Below are 19,207 nucleotides of genomic sequence, written 5' to 3'. Positions count from 1 at the left end.
CCTGTGAAACACTCTGATACCGATGTGATCATTGCAGGTGGCGGGCTGGCGGGCGCAACGCTGGCTTTGGCACTGGCCAAAGTTGCTCCTGCATTGAGGGTAGCGGTGGTTGAGGCTTTTCCGCTGTCTGCGGATGCCTTGCCGGATGCTTATCAGCCCAGCTACGACGCACGCTCCACTGCGCTGGCCTGGGGTTCCCGGCTGATTTTTGAAGAGCTTGGGCTATGGCAGCGGATATCAGAACATGCGACGCCCATCCAGCATATTCATGTGTCTGACAGGGGCCGGTTTGGCGCGACCCGCCTGAATGCCAGCGAGTTCCAGCAGCAAGCCCTGGGCTATGTTGTCGATAACCGCTGGATGGGGCTATGCCTGATGCGGGAGTTGCTTGCAACCAATATCCAGTGGCTGGCGCCCGCCGAAGTGACGGATATGGCGTCTTCCGAACAGGGTGTGAGCGTTGCGGTAAAAATCGGCAGTGAGACCGGCACCCTGAAGGCCAAATGCCTGATTGTTGCAGATGGTGGTCGTTCCGGGCTGAGAGAAAAACTCGGCTTCCAGACAAATCACCACGGCTATGATCAGAATGCCCTGATCGCAAACGTCTCCACCAGCGACAGCCATGAATTCACTGCTTTCGAGCGTTTTACCGATGCCGGCCCTATGGCATTGTTGCCCCATGGCTCACCTTCCCGCGCCGGCCATCAATCTGTATTGGTGTGGACGCTGAATGATAGGGAGCTTGAAGAGGTTCTGGGCATGTCGGAGAGCGACAAATGCCAGCGGCTTCAGGAGCGCTTTGGGTGGCGCTTGGGCCGATTCACCCGCATAGGTGAATGCAACCACTACCCACTAACGCTGACCACAGTAGACGAGCCGGTAAGGCCGGGTGTTGCGCTTGTGGGTAATGCTGCCCATGCATTGCACCCGGTGGCGGGGCAGGGCTTCAACCTGGCGCTGCGGGGTTTGATGACTCTGGTGGAGCAGTTCCGGTTGGCCGTTGAACAAGGCCGGTCGCCGGGCGACTTCCAGATTTTGCGCTGCTATCACGAGTTACATAAGCCGGATTGGCAGCAAACCGTGCAGTTCTCGGATTCACTGATCCGCATCTTTGGTCATTCATTGGCACCTATTGCGGCAGCGCGGGATGCCGGGCTGGTAGGGCTGGATTTGCTCCCCGGTGCAAAGCGCTTGTTTGCGCGAAAAGCGATGGGCACAGCCGGGCGCCGTGCTGTTATCAATGGGCCAGCAACGAGCGATAAGCAATGAGTGATACCAAGGTGTTCGATATTCTTGTGGTTGGCGGCGGCATGACCGGCACAGCTCTGGCTCTTGGTTTGTCGCAGCAGGGCTGGCAGGTGGGATTGGTAGAGGCCGGTGAGCGCGCTGCATTGTTGCAGGCCCCGGTGACGGTGAAGAGCGTGGCAGATTTTGAGCCTCGCGTCAGCGCTATCTCCATGGCCAGCCAGCAGTTGCTCGATTCATTAGGCGCCTGGCAGGGCGTTGTAGCGGGCCGCCATTGCCCCTACCAGGGCATGACTGTGTGGGACGGTGATGGCACTGGGCGTATTCACTTTGATGCTGCTGAATTACAGGCCCGCGCTCTGGGCACGATCGTTGAAAACCGCAGCCTGGTTCGGGCACTGTTCGAGCTTGTGGAAACCAGTGGTGTTGAGCTGATTGATGGTGTGCAGGTTACCGGCTGCTCCCAGGAGGGCGACCAGCGCAGCATTGAGCTTGCCGATGGACGCAAACTCGGGGCTCGTCTGGTTATTGCGGCCGATGGCGCAAACTCCCGGCTGCGCCAGTGGGTAGGCTTGCCAACCCGCGAATGGGATTACGACCAGCAGGCCATTGTATGTACCGTGCGCACAGCTCAAAGCCATGGATACACAGCCTGGCAGAGATTTTCGCAAACCGGGCCCTTGGCGTTCTTGCCGTTGGCCACGGAAAACAATGACGAGCACTTCTGTTCTATTGTTTGGTCGCAGGATACCGAAGAAGCCCGCCGCCTTATGGCTCTGGATGATGCAGCCTTCACTGCGGAACTGGAGCGGGCAATTGAAAGAGAGCTGGGTGCCCTGGAGGCGGTGTCCAAACGCTTTGCCTTTCCTCTGCGACAGCGGCATGCGAAAGACTATATTGCGCCCGGTTTTGCGTTGGTGGGCGATGCGGCCCACACCATTCACCCGCTTGCAGGCCAGGGTGCCAACCTCGGATACGGCGATGTCCGGGTTTTGCTGGAGGAGCTGGCCAAGGCTAAACGCAGTGGCTTGAGCCCAGCTAATGAACTGGTTCTTGCGCGCTATCAACGCCGCCGAAAAGGCGAAAATCTCGCCATGATGGTTGCTATGGAAGGCTTCAAACAACTGTTTGGCCGCGATGAATTGCCACTCAGATGGCTGAGAAACACCGGGATGCGTTGGCTGGACGGCCTGGGCCCCATTAAGAACAGAATTGCCGCCGAGGCCATGGGCCTTGATGTTTAACCTACTATCACACTGAAGGATCTGCGCTTATGGCAGGAACCAGTCTTCTCGCGCTATTCGATGATATTGCCACTATCCTCGACGACATCTCCATGATGACCAAAGCGGCGGCCAAAAAAACTGCCGGGGTGTTGGGAGATGATCTGGCACTGAACGCTCAACAGGTAACTGGCGTAAGAGCGGCGCGGGAACTGCCTGTCGTCTGGTCTGTAGCCAAGGGGTCATTCGCAAACAAGGCCATACTGGTGCCGGCCGCAGTGGCCATCAGCTTTTTTGTGCCTTGGCTGGTTACGCCCCTGTTGATGCTTGGTGGTGCGTTTTTATGTTTTGAAGGTGCGGAAAAAATCATTCACAAATTCTTCCACTCAGAGGAAGAAGCGCAACGGAAGGACGAACTTCTCAAGGCATTAAAGCAGCCTGATGTGGACTTGAGGGTTGTAGAAAGGCGAAAGATCAAAGGCGCTATACGCACCGATTTCATCTTGTCGGCAGAAATAATTGCCATCACTCTCGGGGTGGTGACCGCAGAAACTATCGGGATACAGTTTGCTGTTCTGGCGGTGGTCGCAGTGCTGATCACAGTCGGTGTTTACGGCTTGGTAGCCGGCATAGTAAAGCTGGATGACGGCGGGCTTTACCTTACCCAGCAAGAGAGTGCGGTGGCTCAGAAGATAGGCCACGGCATACTGTGGTTTGCGCCTTACTTGATGAAAACCCTGTCTATTGTCGGCACCATTGCCATGTTTTTGGTGGGTGGCGGCATTCTTGTTCACGGGGTAGCGCCCCTTTATAACGCTATCGAAGACTTCGCCGCAGGATTTGGCGGTGTTCCCGCTGTGCTGTTCAGCACGGTTGCTAATGGGCTGGTTGGCTTGCTGGCGGGGGCTTTGCTCGTGGCAGTACTTACACCACTGATCAGGATCTTGGCATCCAGATCAGAGGCAAGCGTCGAATAAACGGCTTACGAGAACGGGAACGGCTGTTTCCACCCGAAGAATGCGAGGCCCAAGGTGAACGCTTTGGCAGCCTGCCTCTTCAAGCTTACCTACTTCGTAGGGCGTAAAACCGCCCTCAGGCCCAATACATAGCGCGGTTGGCTTGTTGAGGTGGGTAGGGCAGGGGGTGGCCGTACCGGGGTGCGCAACCAGGGCCACCTTGCCTTGTAACAGGGCGGGTAGCTCATCTTCCACGAAAGGTTTGAACAGCTTGCGTATATGCACCTTCGGCATAGCCGTATCTTTTGCCTGCTCCAGGCCAAGAGTAAGGTTTTCCCGCAAGTTGTCATCTGACAGCCAGGGCGTTTGCCAGAAGCTTTTTTCCACCTTGTAGCTGTTGATCAGCCAGATATCCTTAACCCCAAGAGTGGCGCTGGTTTGCAGAACCCGGCGGAACATTTTAGGCCGCGGCATGGCCAGAATGAGTGTAAAGGGGAGTGGTGAGGGTGGTGGTTGGTCCAGAGTAACAAGCAGCTCAGCTTCCGAAGCGGTGAGCGTTACAACTTCACCCCACCCCATAAGACCGTTTACGCGGCCAACCGGCAACTGGTCCCCCTGGGTGGTGCCCAGCACAGATCGCATGTGCTCAAGCCTGCGCCCCCGCAGCACAGCACGGTTAGGCGCAACAAAATCCTCATCGAACAGTAAGGCGAGATTCATTAAGAGGAAGGCTCGTCCGTCTCTGCTACTTCGCGTACTGCCAGCCTGCCAAACAAAATGCCCAGCTCGAACAATATCCACATGGGCACAGCGAGAAGTGTCTGGGAAATGATATCCGGGGGGGTCAGCATCATGCCGATTACAAAGCAGCCCACCACAACGTAAGGACGTTTTGCTGCAAGGTCTGACGGAGTCGTTACGCCACTGAGAATCAGCAAAATCGTCGCGATGGGGATTTCGAAGGCAATCCCGAATGCAAAGAACATTTTCAGTACGAAATTCAGGTAACTGCTGATGTCTGGCAGCTCAACAATGCCTTCCGGGCCTATCGCCGTAAAAAAGCCGAACACCAGCGGGAATACCACGTAATACGCAAACGCGGCACCAAGGTAGAACAGGATCACCGAGGTAAACAGCAGTGGAAACGCCAAACGCTTTTCATGGGCGTAGAGGCCCGGTGCAACGAAGCTCCAAAGCTGGTAGAGAATCACAGGGATAGCGGCGAATACCGACAAAAACAGGGCCAGTTTCAGGGGCGCGAAAAACGGTGAGGTAATATCCGTTGCGATCATGGTCTGACCTACCGGCAGCAGTGACCGGATAGGCTCGGATAGCCAGAGGTACAGTTCATTGGCAAACGGATAAATGGCGGCAAAACAAATTACTACCGCCAAAACCATCTTCAGTAATCGGTCGCGAAGTTCCAGCAGGTGCGCAACCAGTGGCATTTCCGGCTGTTCGCCATCTGTTTTTGCATTCATGAAGGCTTATCCGACGGGTTTGGTGCGGCCGGCTTGTCGTCACTGGGGGCTGCGGTGGAGTCGCTTTTCTGGTGCTGATCTGGCTCGCTATTATGCTCGCTCGCTGATTTGCCGGCAGGTTTATCCGACAAGATCATATGCTCATACTTTTTGGCTTCATCCAGAGCACCACGCACGGTCTTTTTTACGTCATCCAGGCCCACATCACCGGCTTCGCTCAGCTCTTTCCTCAGCTCTTCGGCTTTCAGTTGGCGATCCAGCTCCGAGGTGAACTGGGTGACCATGCGGCGCGCGCCACCAACCCAGCGCCCAGCCGCCCTCGCAGCCGTGGGAAGCCGTTCGGGGCCAAGCACCAATAGAGCTATAACGCCGCAAATCAGCAGCTCAAGAAAGCCGATATCAAACATCTTGTCTGGTCTCAGCTTTTGGCTTTTTCCTTGGGCTTGTCTTCAGCCGCCTGTCGCGTCTGTTCTTCCTGAGTGCCTTCCAGCGAATCCGGGTCGCCCGGTTTGCTGTCTTCGTCATTCATGGATTTTTTGAAGCCGCGAATCGCTCCACCAAGATCGGTGCCAATGTTGCGCAGCTTCTTGGTTCCGAACAACAGAATCACAATGCCCAGTACAATAAGAAGTTGCCAGATGCTGATGCCCATTACGGGATCCTCGTTTTGATGTTTTCGTAGATTAGCATTATACGTTACCAGAGCCGGGTGGCGGAAACCCCCGTTAGGGGTATTACCTGCTCACTTGCTCCGGGACGCCTTTTCTTCCAGCCCGGAAAGGTCGAAACGGCTGCTCAACTCAGCCAGTATATCCTTGGAACTCAGGCCCAGGTTGGAAAGCATAACCATGCAGTGAAACCAGAGATCTGCTGTTTCACTGATGACTGCCCTGGTCTCCCCCGAGTGCTCCGCATCCTTGGCGGCCAGCAGTGTTTCTGTACACTCTTCGCCAACCTTTTCCAGAATCCTGTTCAGGCCTTTGGCGTGGAGGCTGGCGACGTAGGATTTCTCAGGGTCGGCTGATTTACGGGCTTCCAGAACCCGTGTCAGATTTTCCAGAACATCACTCAATACATCCACTCCTCAGTTACTGCCATAAATGGCATCCGGATCTTTAATGACGGGTTCAACGCCCACCCACTGGTCGCCCTTTAATGAGCGGTAAAAACAGCTACGCCGGCCAGTGTGGCATGCAATGCCGCCTTTTTGCTCTACTTTTAGCAGGATAACGTCCTCGTCACAGTCGAGGCGAATATCCTTGACCACTTGCTGGTGCCCGGACGTTTCGCCCTTGCGCCAGAGTTTACCCCGTGAACGTGACCAGTAAACCGCCTGGCCCTCTTCAGCTGTGAGGCGAAGGGATTCCCGGTTCATCCAGGCCATCATCAGGATATCGCCCGTGGCAGCATCCTGTGCGATCGCAGGAACCAGGCCGTCCGCAGTCCAGCGAATGGCATCGAGCCAATCAAGGGTGTCTAGATTATCAGATAAGTCTTTCATTTTTATGAATCCTGAGCATTTAGTCGCCGCAATCCCGACGCCATGGCCGTCGCAGCGAACACGAGCATAAGCGCGACAAAGGTAATGGTAATTTGATACCGGCCATTCAGGGTGTTGATCACGGCCTCGTAGGGGGGCTTCGGGTTGACCAGCAATGGCACTTCGTCTCCCGTTTGTAGTGATTTAAGGCGCCCGAAAAAGTCCAGAATCCCGCGCCTTGTTACAAACTGATGGGTCTGGCCCTGAATACTATAACGGATAGTGTAATCCCTGTACTGATGGGCGGTTACATGGCCAATAGTTGGCTGCGATTCAAAATGCTTTGAGGTTTCCCACACAAAAGACAGAGTACAGACAACCAGTAGAAGGACGAATATCCGGGTCAGAGCAGCGTGTGGGGATGCGTTCATGGAGCTTTTGCCTTGTATGATCTATAGCTTCGCACGAAGCAGGTTCAAACCAAGCCCGATGTACACAAGCCCAGTGACTTTACTTATCACTCCAGACAGGCGCGAGTCCGACCTGGCTGCGCTTGAAAAGCTGGCAGCAAATGTGACTAGAAAAAGACACCACAAGGTGCCGCCCAGCACAAAAATACCGCCTAAAAACAGAAATACTGCCGAGCTGTTACTGGCTCCGGGCGCCACAAACTGCGGCAGGAAAGCGAGAAAGAAGATTGCGATTTTCGGGTTCAACAGGTTGGTCAGAAAACCCTGGTAGAACAGCTGTGAGCGGCGCCGAAAGGCGGTTACAGAGGCTGGCGCGAGCTTGTTGTGAGCGCGCAGGGCCTGGATGCCAAGGTAGGCCAGATAGGCAGCTCCAACAAACTTGACCGCTGTGAATGCCAGTGCAGACGTTGCCAGCAGCGCTGATAGCCCGATTGCAGCAAACAGGGTGTGTGCCAGTATGCCCGCGCTTACACCGAACACCGATAACAGCCCGGCAACGCGCCCCTGGGACAGGGTTCTGGCTAAAATGTACACGGTGTCTGGTCCTGGAGTTATCCAGAGTAAAAAGCTCGCACTGAAAAACAACCAGAACTCGTGGGCCTGCAGCATCTGAGGCTCCTGCCTGTATTTGTGACTTCGCCGCCAATATACCCGCTATAACGACAATTCATCCAGAGCAGGGTGTGTTCTTCGAATGCGGCACCGGACCCTGGCAAACGACTCGGGATGAATTTATCGCAACCTGGAAAGCATTGTTAAACGCAGGCTGCTGTGCCAAGTTTACTATCGATGTTGCGGCTTGCGGTAGACATAGCAAGCTGGATATTCCTTTTATCCCGGCGGCGCTTTGTTTTTACGTCGCCCTGTTAACTTGAGGAAATCGTTATGAACAAAGACATCATTGAAGGCAATTGGAAGCAGCTTAAAGGTAAGGTACGCGAGAACTGGGGCAAGCTGACAGACGACGATCTGGATGAGATCGCCGGCCGCCGCGACCACTTTATTGGTAAGGTTCAAGAGAAATACGGCACCACCAAAGAGGACGCGATGAGAGAGTGGGAAAAGCTCACTAATTCCTGAGCATCCATAGCCGCTAAGACCTTCAAAGCCGGTATCTGCTCAACCACAGGCACCGGCTTTGAGCTACACACCCGGAAATAAAACTGTGAGCAGTTCCCAGCGAAGCGACAGGCATCAGGCAAAGCTTGGTGGAAAAGGTTTACACCCCAAAAATCTTCACAAGCAAGGCTACGATTTTACATCCCTTATAAAAAGCCACCCGGCATTAACACCCTACGTTAAAGCAAACGCTTACGGTAACCTCTCCATAGAGTTCGCAGATCCAAAGGCAGTAAAATTGCTGAACGCCGCCCTGTTGAAACACTACTACGGCATTGTTGGCTGGGATATTCCGGAAGGCGCGCTTTGCCCTCCCATTCCGGGGCGAGCAGATTACATTCATCACGTGGCTGAACTGTTTGGGGAGCTTGAGCCATTTGCGAATCAGGCTAGCACCCAAACCGGCATAACCTTGCTCGATATAGGCACAGGGGCTAATGGCATATACCCGATACTGGCATGCCAAATGTACGGCTGGCATTGCGTTGGCAGTGATATAAGTGCTCAGTCGCTTGAAAACGTTGCCCGCATTATCGCCAACAACCCCATACTGAAAGACCGTTTCACCCTGCGCATGCAAAGTGACAGGCACAAGATCTTCGACGGAATTATTCGGGAAGGAGAGTTTTTTGATGTCAGCGTGTGCAATCCCCCCTTCCATGCTTCACAAAACGAAGCACTCAAGAGCAGTCAGTTAAAGCTGAAAAACCTTGCACGCAACCGGGGTGAGACAAAGCCCGGGGCTGCATCGCAAGCTCTGAACTTTGGTGGCCAGGAAGCGGAACTATGGTGCAAAGGCGGCGAACAGATGTTCCTTAAAAAAATGATAAAAGAGAGTCAGCTATTTGCAGCGCAATGCCGTTGGTTTACAAGCCTGGTTTCGAAAGCCGAGAACGTAAAGCCCTCCTCCAAACTGATGCGCAAGCTTGGGGCGACCGAGGTACGGGAAATCGAGATGAGGCAGGGGCAAAAGGTTACGAGAATATTGGCCTGGACATTCGCATAGGCTAATCAATTATGCCTTGGCCGACACTTCTCAGAACCTCGGGATCAATATGAATTTCAAACGCGATAGATGCTGCTTTAACAGCAAGTGCCACAAACAGGCCTGTTAGCATAATCCCGCACCAGGCAATGGCGATAGAGAGTACTTTTGAGGGTTTACGCAACGGGCGCATGTCTCCGGAGGCAGAGGTCAGAGGTTCGAATCCTCTCGGGCGCGCCATGAATATCAAGGACTTGCGTGAAAACGCAGGTCCTTTTTTTTGGCTTGTGCCCAAATGGTGCCCTGACAGTGCCCACGATTTTTTCACAGATTAGCACCCAACCCTTTTCCCGACTTTTGCCCTGATTTCCCGTTTAGAGGGTTTGGGCACAGAGCTTCCCCCAGCCTTGCCTAACCCCACCAAGTAACGTAAAACAACCTTATATCGAGTGGTTAGCAAGCAATACACCCCAAGTATTGCCCGCAACTCTCCGGAATAACCAAAGGCACGAACCGACACACGCTGTCGCTCCGTGCCTTTACGCTTTATCAGAGAGCCCAAGCAGTAACTTCTCATAGGGAACAACCGAGCAATGAACAACACGGAACAGCAATTCCTCAAAGCCCTGGACGACAAGCTCTGGAAAGCCGCCGACAAGCTCCGCGCCAACCTGGATGCCGCCAACTACAAGCACGTGGTGCTGGGCCTGATCTTCCTGAAGTACGTCTCCGATGCCTTCGAGGAGCGCCAGGAAGAATTGCTGGAACGATTCAAGGATGAGAACGACGACATCTACTACCTGCCGCCGGAAGACTACGACGGCGACGAGGACTACCAGCAAGCCCTGCTGGAAGAGCTGGAAGTATTAGATTACTACCGCGAAGCCAACGTGTTCTGGGTGCCCAAACCGGCCCGCTGGAGCACGCTGAAAGAGAAAGCCGTGCTGCCCGTGGGCACCGTGCTCTGGCAGGACGATGCCGGTAACGACGTAAAGCTACGCTCTGTGTCCTGGCTGATCGACAACGCGCTGGAAGAGATCGAGAAGAGCAACGCCAAGCTCAAGGGCATTCTCAACCGAATCAGCCAGTACCAGCTGGACAACGACAAACTGCTGGGCCTGATCAACACCTTCTCCGACACCTCCTTCACCCGGCCGGTATTCGAGGGTGAGAAGCTGAGCCTGCACAGCAAAGACATCCTCGGCCATGTGTACGAATACTTCCTCGGCCAGTTCGCCCTCGCCGAAGGCAAGCAGGGCGGGCAGTATTACACCCCCAAGAGCATCGTCACCCTGATTGTCGAAATGCTGCAACCCTACTCCGGCCGGGTGTACGACCCAGCCATGGGCTCCGGCGGCTTCTTTGTCTCCAGCGACAAGTTCATCGAGGAACACGCCAGCGAGCAGCACTACGACGCTGCCGAACAGAAGAAGCACATCTCCGTGTATGGCCAGGAGTCCAACCCCACCACCTGGAAGCTGGCCGCCATGAACATGGCCATCCGGGGCATCGATTTCAACTTTGGCAAGAAAAACGCCGACACCTTCCTGGACGATCAGCACCCGGACCTACGCGCCGACTTCGTGATGGCCAACCCGCCGTTCAACATCAAAGACTGGTGGAGCGAATCCCTGGCCGAGGACGTGCGCTGGAAGTACGGCACCCCGCCCAAGGGCAACGCCAACTTTGGCTGGATGCAGCACATGATCCACCACCTGGCACCCACCGGCAGCATGGCCCTGCTGCTGGCCAACGGCTCCATGAGCTCCAACACCAACAACGAAGGCGAAATCCGTAAGCGCCTGGTAGAGGAAGACCTCGTGGAATGCATGGTCGCCCTGCCCGGCCAGCTGTTCACAAACACCCAGATTCCCGCCTGCATTTGGTTTCTGACCCGGGACAAAGCCAACGGCATGGTGCGCAACGAGAAAAAGCGCGACCGCCGGGAAGAATTCCTGTTCATTGATGCCCGCAACCTGGGCTTCATGCGGGATCGGGTGCTGCGGGACTTCACCAATGACGACATCGCCAAGATCGCCGACACCTTTCATGCCTGGCAACGCGGCGAAGGCTACGAGGATGTCGCGGGGTTCTGCAAATCCGCCAGCCTGGACGAAATCAAGAAGCACGACTTTGTGCTGACGCCGGGGCGTTACGTGGGCGCTCTGGCGCAGGAAGACGATGGCGAGCCATTTGCCGAGAAGATGGCGCGGTTGACCGGGCAGCTGCGGGAGCAGTTTGCGGAGAATGACCGGCTGGAGGCTGAGATCAAGCGGAATCTTGGGGGGCTGGGGTATGAGTGCTGATTGGCCCTCAATGAAAATTTCTAACGTTGCTGTCTATCGCAACAATAAACGCATTCCCTTGAAAAGCCTCGATAGAGCCAAGAGGCAGGGTATATATCCATACTATGGCGCATCTGGAGTAGTCGATTACATTGACGACTACATCTTTGATGGAACCTACCTGTTAATCTCCGAGGATGGTGAGAACCTAAGATCTCGAAAAACTCCCGTGGCCTTTAAGGCTCATGGGAAATTCTGGGTTAATAACCATGCACATATCCTCGAAGAGAAAGAAGAAGGTATCCTTGATTACTTGGAATATTATTTCTCTCAGCTTGATTTAACCCCCTATATCACAGGAGCGGTTCAACCTAAGCTAAACAAAGCCAATCTCGACACAATTGAAATACCAATTCCTCCTCTTGAGGAGCGCAGAGCCATCAACGGCACCCTTAACTCACTGACCTATAAGATCGACCTCAACCACCAAATCAACCAAACCCTCGAACAGATGGCTCAGGCCATCTTCAAAAGCTGGTTTGTCGATTTCGAGCCGGTCAAAGCCAAGATCGCCGCACTGGAAGCCGGCGGCAGCGAAGAAGACGCCCTGCTCGCCGCCATGCAGGCCATTTCCGGCAAAGGCGAAGCGGAGCTAACCCGCCTCCAGGCCGAACAGCCCGAGCAATACGCCGAACTCCGCGCCACCGCCGAGCTGTTTCCGTCGGCTATGCAGGATAGTGAGTTGGGGGAAATTCCGGAGGGGTGGGAAGTGACAGACCTGAAGTCATCAACTATTGAGATTAGAAGAGGCATCTCTCCAAAATATACTGAAGAAGGCGGCATCCAGGTTATCAATCAAAAATGTATCCGAAATCATAAAGTAGACTTTTCTTTAGCGCGCAGAAACGATACGTCTAAAAGAAAAATTGATGGCCGAGAAATCCAAATAGGAGATGTTCTAGTTAATTCGACAGGTGTCGGGACGCTTGGACGCCTTGCCCCTGTTCGGCACTTACCCGAACCATCAGTCGCAGACAGCCATGTAACAGTCATACGAGCTAATAATCGACTGATAAGCAATGCTTTTTTAGCCGGGCTGATGATTACTAGCGAGCCCCTCATAGAAGCAAGCGGCGCAGGATCAACTGGGCAAACTGAGCTTCGAAAACAAGTTCTCGAAGAGATAGTTTTTGCAAGGCCCTCATTGAAGTTAAGCAGGGCCTACGAAGGAGCTGTAGAGCCGATGGGACAGCAAATGGCATGCATAGAGAGACAGCTTGTGTCTTTAGCTAGCACCAGAGATGTCATTCTTCCGAAGCTCCTCTCTGGCGACCTCTCCGTACCCAACAAGGGAAACCAACCCAAAGCCGAACCGTTGAGCCCACTTCAAGGGGTTGAGTAATGGAATTGTGGTTGACCCGAGCAGGATCTCATGGCGAGTTCGAACAAAAGTTCCTCGACGAGGGCCGAATCTATCTGACCTGGGACGAGCTTGGTGAGGATCTGTCGAAACTGGATAACCGGCAGTGCCTCCTGGAACTCCTTGAGCAGACTTACCCGAATGAAAAGCTGAAGCGGTTACAGAACCACAGCAGCCAGATATGGCCGTTCGTCAAAACGATGCAAGCTGGTGACTGGGTGGTGCTTCCCTCCAAAAAACAGCCTGTGGTGTATGTCGGGAAGATAACGGAGGACTACGTTCATAACGCCAAAGGCCCGGATCCCTTCTTCCACTGGCGATCCGTCGAGTGGTTTGGGCAGGAGATCCCCCGCTCTCACTTTGGGCAAGACCTGCTCTACAGCTTTGGCGCGTTCATGACCATCTGCCGCATCAGACGCAACAACGCATTGCTACGCCTGCAGGCCATGCACAAGTCTGGCTGGCAGGCTGAGAACACCAAGTCAGTGATCCAGCACACCGGCCAGTCTACTAACCACGATGCTGATGATGTGTCCGGTGATGACGGCTTCGATTTCAATCTGGCAGACCTGGCCAAGCAACAGGTGGTCAGCCTTATTGAGCAGAAGTTCAAAGGCCATGAGTTAACCCGATTAGTCGGTGCCATACTCAGGGCACAAGGCTACACCATCTGGCAGAGCCCCGAAGGTGCAGACGGCGGCGCCGATATTCTGGCCTCCAACGGCATGATGGGCTTCGGTAGCCAAACCATCTGTGTGGAGGTGAAGTCCGGCACTGGAACGGTGGACAGGCCCACTGTGGACAAGCTCTTGGGAGCCATGTCGAAGTTCAACGCCGACCATGGTCTGTTTGTCGCGTGGGGCGGGTTCAAACAGAATGTGCAGAAGGACATGGCCAGCAGCTTCTTCCGTCTGCGGTTATGGTCTCAGGATGACTTGCTGGATGAGCTGTTCGCGGTATACGACAAGCTGGACGATGAGCTGAAGGCCCAGCTGCCACTTAAGCGAGTCTGGACGGTGGTTGCGGCCGATGACTGATGCCCGGATTACTGTCGAGGGAAAAGATGAGCAGTATGCACAAACTGCATATTGCTGAATCAGGCAAAAGGGATCGGGAACTCTCCGGTATTTCCGGAACGTTCGATCAGCGAGCAAATGCGTAGATTCGAAACCGGCAACCGCCGAGGATCTCTCGGTAGTTGCGCCACTTGCCCATAATCAGGCTTCCAGCCCAGGACAAGCGGTTTTCCGTCATCCAGAGTCCGAAAGAGCACAGGTTCCATTCCGGAACCCATGGCTAGAGAAAAGCCGCAAGCTCCCGAAGCGAAACCGTTTGCGGAAGTAAATCGCGTGTATTTGCATGGCGACAAGTCTTGAGTAGATGCGTTCAAGTAAGGAAGTACGAAATGACGGAAGATCAGCTGGAACAACAATGCCTGGAATGGTTTGCCGAAGGCGGCTGGGAAATCGCCCACGGGCCTGACCTGGCACCGGAGGGCGAAGCCCCGGAACGCGCCGATTACCGGCAGGTATTGTTGCTGGCGGATCTTGAGGCGGCCATTCACCGCATCAACCCTCACCTGCCCCAGAGCGCCGTTGAACAGGCTGTGGCGGTCGTCCGCAAACCCGAAAGCCTGGATGTGGTGATCAGCAACCGGGCCTTTCACCGCCTGCTGCTGGACGGTGTGCCGGTGGAGTACAAACGCGACGACAAGGTAGTTCACGACCAGGCCTTTCTGGTGGACTTCGGCGACCTGAGCGCCAACCGCTTTCGTGCCATCAACCAGTTCACTCTCGAAGGCTCCAAACAGCTCCGCAGGCCGGACGTGGTCTGTTTTATCAACGGCCTGCCCCTGGCGGTACTGGAGCTGAAGAGCCCCGGCGCCGAGAACGTGAACATATGGGACGCCTACAACCAGATCCAGACCTACAAAGACGAATGCTCCGATCTGTTTGCCTACAATGAAGCGGCCATCATCAGCGACGGCTATCTGGCCCGGGTAGGCTCCCTAACCGCCAGCCAGGAACGCTACATGCCCTGGCGCACCATCAAGCATGAGGACGACAAGCCCCTGCTGGAGTGGCAGCTGGAAACCATGGTGCGGGGCTTCTTCGACCGGGAGCTGTTTCTGGATTACATCCGCTACTTCGTGATCTTCGAGACGGATTCCGACAAACTGATCAAGAAGATCGCAGGTTACCATCAGTTCCATGCGGTGCGTGAGGCGGTTCGTGCCACCGTGATTGCAGCTCGGGATATGAGCGGCGATGGTATCAGCGAGAAGCGGGCCACCTACGGCGACGAGGTTCTGCCGGGCAGCAAGAAAGCTGGGGTGGTGTGGCACACCCAGGGCTCTGGCAAAAGCATTTCCATGTGCTGTTACGCCGGCAAGCTGCTGCAACAGCCGGAGATGAACAACCCCACGCTGATCGTCGTCACCGACCGAAACGATCTGGACGGCCAGTTGTTCGCCACCTTCAGCGCGGCCCGGGAATTGTTGAAGCAAGAGCCCGTGCAGGCCGATGACCGGGATACCCTGCGCCGGTTGCTGTCCGAGCGGGAATCCGGTGGCATCATCTTCACCACGGTTCAGAAATTCGCCCTGCTGAACGACGAATCCGGACACCCGATTCTGAACGACCGCCACAACATCGTGGTGATCTCAGACGAGGCCCACCGCAGCCAGTACGGCCTCAAAGCCACCCTCAAGAAAGACGGCACCTACAAGTTCGGCTACGCCCGCCACATGCGTGATGCCCTGCCCAATGCCTCGTTCATCGGCTTTACCGGCACCCCCATCGAGAGCGAAGACAAAGACACCCGGGCCGTGTTCGGCGATTACGTTTCCATCTACGACATCCAGGATGCGGTGGACGATGGTGCGACCGTGCCCATCTTCTACGAATCCCGCCTGGCCAAGCTGGACATCAACCGCGAACAGATCGAGGAGCTGTCCGATCAGGTGGAGGAAGTGGTTGAAGACGACGAAGACGTTGGCAGCCGCGAGAAAACCAAGGGCGAGTGGAGCCGGCTGGAGAAGCTGGTCGGTGCCGGCCCGCGCCTGAAGCAGGTGGCGGAAGACCTGGTAAACCACTTTGAAACCCGCTCCAGCACCATCGACGGCAAGGCCATGATTGTGGCCATGAGCCGGGAGATTGCGGTTCACCTGTATAACGAGATTGTCGCCCTGCGCCCGGAGTGGCACGACAATGATCCCGAGAAAGGCGCCATCAAAGTTGTAATGACCGGCTCCGCCTCTGACCGGGCCTTGCTTCAGCCGCACATCCACAACAAGCAGACCAAGAAACGGTTCGAGAAGCGCTTCAAGGACATCAACGACCCGCTCAGGCTGGTGATCGTTCGGGATATGTGGCTGACCGGCTTCGATGCGCCCTGCTGTCACACCATGTATGTGGACAAGCCCATGAAGGGCCACAACCTGATGCAGGCCATTGCCCGGGTAAACCGCGTGTTCAAGGACAAGCCCGGCGGGCTGGTGGTGGACTACATCGGCATCGCCAACGAGCTCAAGCAGGCGCTGAAAACCTACACCGACGCCAAGGGCAAGGGCTCCCCCACCCACAGCGCCGAAGAAGCCTACGCCATCCTGCTGGAAAAGCTGGACATCATCCACAGCATGTTTGCGCCCGGCCCCAAAGGTAAGGGATTCAGCTACAGCGGATTCGAGACCGAGCCTCACAAGTATCTGGTGCCCACCGCCAACTACGTGCTCAGCCTGGAAGACGGCAAGAAGCGCTTCCTGGATACCGTGCTGGCCATGAACAAGGCCTTCTCCCTGTGCGCCACCCTGGATGAAGCCCAGGCACTGCAGAAGGAAGTGGCGTTCCTGTCGCAGGTGAAGACCGCCATTACGAAGTTCACCAGCGTAGACAAGAAGCTGACCGAGGAAGAAAAGAATACCGCCCTGAAGCAGATTCTGGACAACGCGCTGGTCTCCGAAGGGGTAACCGATGTCTTCGCCCTGTGCGGGCTGGACAAGCCCAACATCGGCCTGCTCTCAGACGAGTTCCTGGAAGACGTGCGGCAGATGCCCTACAAGAACTTCGCCGTGGAGCTGCTGGAGAAGCTGCTCAAAGACGACATCAAGGCCAAGACCCGCAACAACGTAGTGCAGGAGAAGAAGTACGCCGACCGCCTGCAGGAGACGCTGCGCAAGTACAACAACCGAGGCATCGAGACAGCACAAGTCATAGAAGAGCTGATCGCTATGGCCAAGCAGTTCCAGGCTGAAATGGAGCGAGACGCAGCCCTCGGCCTGAACCCGGACGAAGTGGCCTTCTATGACGCCCTGGCCAGCAACGAGAGCGCCGTGCGGGAGCTGGGCGACGAGATCCTGAAGAAGATCGCCGTGGAAATCACCGACAAGCTGCGCAAATCCACCACTGTGGACTGGCAGGTGCGGGAGAGCGTGCGGGCCAAGCTGAGGATTCTCGTGCGGCGGACGTTGCAGCGTTACAAGTACCCGCCCGATAAGGCGCCGGCAGCGATTGAACTGATCATGGAACAGGCCGAAGCCCTGTCTAACCACTGGACGAAGTAATGTATTACTACACTGAAGACTCGACACTCAGCTGGATGAGACTGAGTGTTACCAGCATTACGCACCACCGAAGCCGTTGGTTGGTTCAGACATCGGCGCCAGTGGTCCCGAGATTCGTCTAAGAGTAGAGAGCCACCACTTCCCTCGAAGCAGACCCTTGATTAACCGCTGAAAGGCTGTGCGTAAAAGGGCACACCTTCTGCCCCCCCACGCCGAATCTGAGCCAAGACTGAAACCTAAGCCTCTCTGACTCTGCAGGTTTATACTGTCCGGAATCAAAAACGTGCCCTAGTGGACTAGTCGTGTTCGATTGGCTCGTTGTGCAAGTTTGTCTGTTAGGACGATGCGGAAAATTTCCAGAAAACTAACATGTGAGGCCTTGGCAGTAAAAGAGTAACAATACTAACAATACAAAAAGAGTCTCATATGTTGTCCAAACACAAAAAATTAACGATTGGATCTATCTGTGCTGCGTTTATGACCGTGCCAGCCTACTCTTATGCAGACAATGCAGCGCTCGAGAGAAAACTTGAAAGTCTGGAGCAGGAGATCAGTCTTCTTAAAGAAGATCTGGAGAACAAAGCGGTCCGATCTGGAGAGTCTCAGGGCGCAATTCGACTCCCAGGCACATCCACCGACCTTTCGGTAGGAGGCTTCATCCACCTGGAAGTCGCTGCTGGAGAGAGCGGTAGCGGCTTGCCCAATAACCCAGGATTCGCTCCGAGCCTGCTTAGTACGCCCTTCGGAGAGATTGAAGGTAGAGATACTGCAGTTGATTGGACCGCGCGTCGTAGCCGGCTTTGGCTGAAAACGAGCACTCCCACCGAAGAAGACCGACTAAACACCTACCTCGAAATCGACTTCTACGGCGCAGACGGCACCGAGTCTTTCACCCACAGCCATGCGCTAAGACTGAGGCGCGCCTTTGCAACCTACGGCAACTGGCTGGTAGGACAGGAGTTCACCACATTTTTCGACTTTGCGGCGGCTGGAGAACTGATTAACTTTGGCGGCCACGCAAACCTGGTTCAAGTCCGGCAACCTCAGGTGCGCTACACCCTGAATCGTGATTGGGGATCTCTGAAAATCGCTGCTGAGAACTCCTACGAAGACAAGGTTGTCACGCTGTCGAATTCCGTGGCCGACACCCAGAAAGACGACCAGAAGTATCCTGATGTGATTCTGAGAGCGGATATTCCGTTCGGAGATGTCCACACCTCCTGGAAGCTCATGGGACGAATGCTGACCATGGACAACCCGGCGTCTCAGGGAGACGTGGACGACGAAACTCTCGCAGGTGCTTTTGGCTCAACCATCCGGTTGCCGATTGCCAGCAACAACTTGACGCTTGAATACCACTACGGCGCCCTGGGACGCTATGTGTCGATGAGCGCACACCCTGACGCCTATGTGGATAACGACAAGATCGAAGCCTTTAACAGCTGGGGCGTGTCTGCCCAATATGCCCACAAATGGGGCGGGAAATGGAACTGGCGCACAACCGCTGTTTATGCCCATACCGAAGCTGACGAAGACATGAGCGGCATGCCGGCTGGCGTCGCCAAGAGCACTTCGACCGGCATCATCAACCTGTTCTGGAGCCCGATGAAGTCCACTAGCTTTGGTGTGGAATACGGCTATTACGAGCTGGATGCCAACCAGGTGGGTAACTACTCCGTTTCACGAGTCAACCTGAGTGCCCAGTACAATTTTTAATAAGTGAGCCCGGAGTACTGGGCCACTTTCATTTTAACTATAATTGAATAGGCTGAAGTGGGTTCCCCATGGAATATGATGTTGAAAGTCTTTATGACCGGCGAGCAAATAGCATTTGGGATAGAGTATCTATAGGTGATATTTTTGGGTATACGGATTTAATGGTTGATGGGGCACCTTCACCCCATCAATCTGATACCACCCTCAAATGGTTGATAGATCGACTCCGTAGTTGAGTTCCTCTGCGAAGTCCGGCAGTCCGTAAC

19 protein-coding genes are annotated in these 19,207 nt (G+C 55.0%); 10 read left to right on the top strand and 9 right to left on the bottom strand.

Annotated features, from left to right (window positions below; translation table 11 throughout):
• The first annotated feature begins 3 nt into the window (after positions 1-3).
• The 3 genes from ubiH to FE848_RS07280 are packed head-to-tail and all read left to right on the top strand — an operon-like array spanning position 4 to position 3,445.
• The gene (gene ubiH, locus FE848_RS07290) at positions 4-1,269 is read left to right on the top strand and encodes a 2-octaprenyl-6-methoxyphenyl hydroxylase (RefSeq protein ID WP_200202143.1); all 1,266 of its coding nucleotides are present in this window, start codon (positions 4-6) and stop codon (positions 1,267-1,269) included.
• Complete coding sequence (locus FE848_RS07285) at positions 1,266-2,489, top strand: FAD-dependent monooxygenase (protein WP_200202142.1); 1,224 nt, start codon at positions 1,266-1,268, stop codon at positions 2,487-2,489. Before ubiH ends, FE848_RS07285 begins: the two co-directional genes overlap by 4 nt.
• Before the next feature lie 29 nt (positions 2,490-2,518).
• Entirely contained in the window at positions 2,519-3,445 is a 927-nt protein-coding gene (locus FE848_RS07280; protein WP_200202141.1) for a DUF808 domain-containing protein, read from the top strand.
• Here the strand turns inward: FE848_RS07280 and FE848_RS07275 are convergent.
• From FE848_RS07275 to FE848_RS07240, 8 genes are all read right to left on the bottom strand, one after another.
• Positions 3,425-4,144 (bottom strand): 16S rRNA (uracil(1498)-N(3))-methyltransferase, encoded by a 720-nt coding sequence (locus FE848_RS07275; RefSeq protein WP_200202140.1) that lies wholly within the window; start codon positions 4,142-4,144, stop codon positions 3,425-3,427. The two genes, FE848_RS07280 and FE848_RS07275, sit on opposite strands and share 21 nt — an antisense overlap.
• Complete coding sequence (gene tatC / locus FE848_RS07270; RefSeq protein ID WP_200202139.1) at positions 4,144-4,905, bottom strand: twin-arginine translocase subunit TatC; 762 nt, start codon at positions 4,903-4,905, stop codon at positions 4,144-4,146. Before tatC ends, FE848_RS07275 begins: the two co-directional genes overlap by 1 nt.
• A complete protein-coding gene (tatB, locus tag FE848_RS07265; RefSeq protein ID WP_200202138.1) occupies positions 4,902-5,312 on the bottom strand; it encodes a Sec-independent protein translocase protein TatB in 411 nt (136 codons plus the stop codon). The genes tatC and tatB overlap by 4 nt, the downstream gene beginning before the upstream one ends.
• Positions 5,313-5,323: 11 nt before the next feature.
• Positions 5,324-5,557: a Sec-independent protein translocase subunit TatA gene (tatA, locus tag FE848_RS07260; RefSeq protein WP_200202137.1), complete on the bottom strand. Its 234-nt coding sequence runs from the start codon at positions 5,555-5,557 to the stop codon at positions 5,324-5,326.
• A 90-nt stretch (positions 5,558-5,647) separates the two neighbouring features.
• The gene (locus tag FE848_RS07255) at positions 5,648-5,977 is read right to left on the bottom strand and encodes a phosphoribosyl-ATP diphosphatase (RefSeq protein ID WP_200202136.1); all 330 of its coding nucleotides are present in this window, start codon (positions 5,975-5,977) and stop codon (positions 5,648-5,650) included.
• 12 nt (positions 5,978-5,989) lie between these two features.
• Positions 5,990-6,406, bottom strand: a complete 417-nt coding sequence (hisI, locus tag FE848_RS07250) for a phosphoribosyl-AMP cyclohydrolase (protein WP_200202135.1) — start codon at positions 6,404-6,406, stop codon at positions 5,990-5,992.
• A gap of 2 nt (positions 6,407-6,408) precedes the next feature.
• Positions 6,409-6,816: a DUF3592 domain-containing protein gene (locus FE848_RS07245; protein ID WP_200202134.1), complete on the bottom strand. Its 408-nt coding sequence runs from the start codon at positions 6,814-6,816 to the stop codon at positions 6,409-6,411.
• A gap of 21 nt (positions 6,817-6,837) precedes the next feature.
• The gene (locus FE848_RS07240; protein ID WP_200202133.1) at positions 6,838-7,464 is read right to left on the bottom strand and encodes a LysE family translocator; all 627 of its coding nucleotides are present in this window, start codon (positions 7,462-7,464) and stop codon (positions 6,838-6,840) included.
• 276 nt (positions 7,465-7,740) lie between these two features.
• Between FE848_RS07240 and FE848_RS07235 the strand changes: the two genes are divergently transcribed.
• Both FE848_RS07235 and rlmF read left to right on the top strand, forming a co-directional pair.
• Positions 7,741-7,935: a CsbD family protein gene (locus FE848_RS07235; RefSeq protein ID WP_200202132.1), complete on the top strand. Its 195-nt coding sequence runs from the start codon at positions 7,741-7,743 to the stop codon at positions 7,933-7,935.
• An 85-nt stretch (positions 7,936-8,020) separates the two neighbouring features.
• Positions 8,021-8,980: a 23S rRNA (adenine(1618)-N(6))-methyltransferase RlmF gene (gene rlmF / locus FE848_RS07230; RefSeq protein ID WP_200202131.1), complete on the top strand. Its 960-nt coding sequence runs from the start codon at positions 8,021-8,023 to the stop codon at positions 8,978-8,980.
• A 1-nt stretch (position 8,981) separates the two neighbouring features.
• On the opposite strand, the gene FE848_RS07225 is transcribed toward rlmF, so the two are convergent.
• On the bottom strand, positions 8,982-9,200 hold the full coding sequence (locus FE848_RS07225; RefSeq protein WP_200202130.1) for a hypothetical protein: 219 nt from the start codon (positions 9,198-9,200) through the stop codon (positions 8,982-8,984).
• Positions 9,201-9,552: 352 nt separating this feature from the next.
• Between FE848_RS07225 and FE848_RS07220 the strand changes: the two genes are divergently transcribed.
• From FE848_RS07220 to FE848_RS07200, 5 genes are all read left to right on the top strand, one after another.
• Positions 9,553-11,265: a type I restriction-modification system subunit M gene (locus FE848_RS07220; protein ID WP_200202129.1), complete on the top strand. Its 1,713-nt coding sequence runs from the start codon at positions 9,553-9,555 to the stop codon at positions 11,263-11,265.
• On the top strand, positions 11,255-12,646 hold the full coding sequence (locus tag FE848_RS07215) for a restriction endonuclease subunit S (RefSeq protein ID WP_227715218.1): 1,392 nt from the start codon (positions 11,255-11,257) through the stop codon (positions 12,644-12,646). The genes FE848_RS07220 and FE848_RS07215 overlap by 11 nt, the downstream gene beginning before the upstream one ends.
• A complete protein-coding gene (locus tag FE848_RS07210; protein ID WP_200202127.1) occupies positions 12,646-13,701 on the top strand; it encodes a restriction endonuclease in 1,056 nt (351 codons plus the stop codon). The genes FE848_RS07215 and FE848_RS07210 overlap by 1 nt, the downstream gene beginning before the upstream one ends.
• Positions 13,702-14,069: 368 nt before the next feature.
• On the top strand, positions 14,070-17,225 hold the full coding sequence (locus FE848_RS07205; RefSeq protein ID WP_200202126.1) for a type I restriction endonuclease subunit R: 3,156 nt from the start codon (positions 14,070-14,072) through the stop codon (positions 17,223-17,225).
• Positions 17,226-17,651: 426 nt separating this feature from the next.
• The gene (locus FE848_RS07200; protein WP_200202125.1) at positions 17,652-18,941 is read left to right on the top strand and encodes a DcaP family trimeric outer membrane transporter; all 1,290 of its coding nucleotides are present in this window, start codon (positions 17,652-17,654) and stop codon (positions 18,939-18,941) included.
• The last annotated feature ends 266 nt before the right edge of the window (positions 18,942-19,207 follow it).

The sequence above is a fragment of the Marinobacter sp. 1-3A genome (genome assembly GCF_016597775.1).
GTDB lineage: Bacteria > Pseudomonadota > Gammaproteobacteria > Pseudomonadales > Oleiphilaceae > Marinobacter > Marinobacter xiaoshiensis.
Note: the sequence above shows the minus strand (reverse complement) of the source record. Positions and strands in the feature narration are given on the sequence as shown.

What these genes read in the sequence shown, in the direction of transcription:
- tatA (WP_200202137.1), bottom strand. Translation starts at nt 5,557, where the DNA reads ATGGGCATCAGCATCTGGCAACTTCTTATTGTACTGGGCATTGTGATT.
- FE848_RS07225 (WP_200202130.1), bottom strand. Translation starts at nt 9,200, where the DNA reads ATGGCGCGCCCGAGAGGATTCGAACCTCTGACCTCTGCCTCCGGAGAC.
- FE848_RS07285 (WP_200202142.1), top strand. Translation starts at nt 1,266, where the DNA reads ATGAGTGATACCAAGGTGTTCGATATTCTTGTGGTTGGCGGCGGCATG.
- FE848_RS07210 (WP_200202127.1), top strand. Translation starts at nt 12,646, where the DNA reads ATGGAATTGTGGTTGACCCGAGCAGGATCTCATGGCGAGTTCGAACAA.
- FE848_RS07205 (WP_200202126.1), top strand. Translation starts at nt 14,070, where the DNA reads ATGACGGAAGATCAGCTGGAACAACAATGCCTGGAATGGTTTGCCGAA.
- hisI (WP_200202135.1), bottom strand. Translation starts at nt 6,406, where the DNA reads ATGAAAGACTTATCTGATAATCTAGACACCCTTGATTGGCTCGATGCC.
- FE848_RS07200 (WP_200202125.1), top strand. Translation starts at nt 17,652, where the DNA reads ATGTTGTCCAAACACAAAAAATTAACGATTGGATCTATCTGTGCTGCG.
- FE848_RS07275 (WP_200202140.1), bottom strand. Translation starts at nt 4,144, where the DNA reads ATGAATCTCGCCTTACTGTTCGATGAGGATTTTGTTGCGCCTAACCGT.
- FE848_RS07245 (WP_200202134.1), bottom strand. Translation starts at nt 6,816, where the DNA reads ATGAACGCATCCCCACACGCTGCTCTGACCCGGATATTCGTCCTTCTA.
- FE848_RS07215 (WP_227715218.1), top strand. Translation starts at nt 11,255, where the DNA reads ATGAGTGCTGATTGGCCCTCAATGAAAATTTCTAACGTTGCTGTCTAT.
- tatC (WP_200202139.1), bottom strand. Translation starts at nt 4,905, where the DNA reads ATGAATGCAAAAACAGATGGCGAACAGCCGGAAATGCCACTGGTTGCG.
- FE848_RS07220 (WP_200202129.1), top strand. Translation starts at nt 9,553, where the DNA reads ATGAACAACACGGAACAGCAATTCCTCAAAGCCCTGGACGACAAGCTC.
- tatB (WP_200202138.1), bottom strand. Translation starts at nt 5,312, where the DNA reads ATGTTTGATATCGGCTTTCTTGAGCTGCTGATTTGCGGCGTTATAGCT.
- FE848_RS07280 (WP_200202141.1), top strand. Translation starts at nt 2,519, where the DNA reads ATGGCAGGAACCAGTCTTCTCGCGCTATTCGATGATATTGCCACTATC.
- FE848_RS07235 (WP_200202132.1), top strand. Translation starts at nt 7,741, where the DNA reads ATGAACAAAGACATCATTGAAGGCAATTGGAAGCAGCTTAAAGGTAAG.
- FE848_RS07240 (WP_200202133.1), bottom strand. Translation starts at nt 7,464, where the DNA reads ATGCTGCAGGCCCACGAGTTCTGGTTGTTTTTCAGTGCGAGCTTTTTA.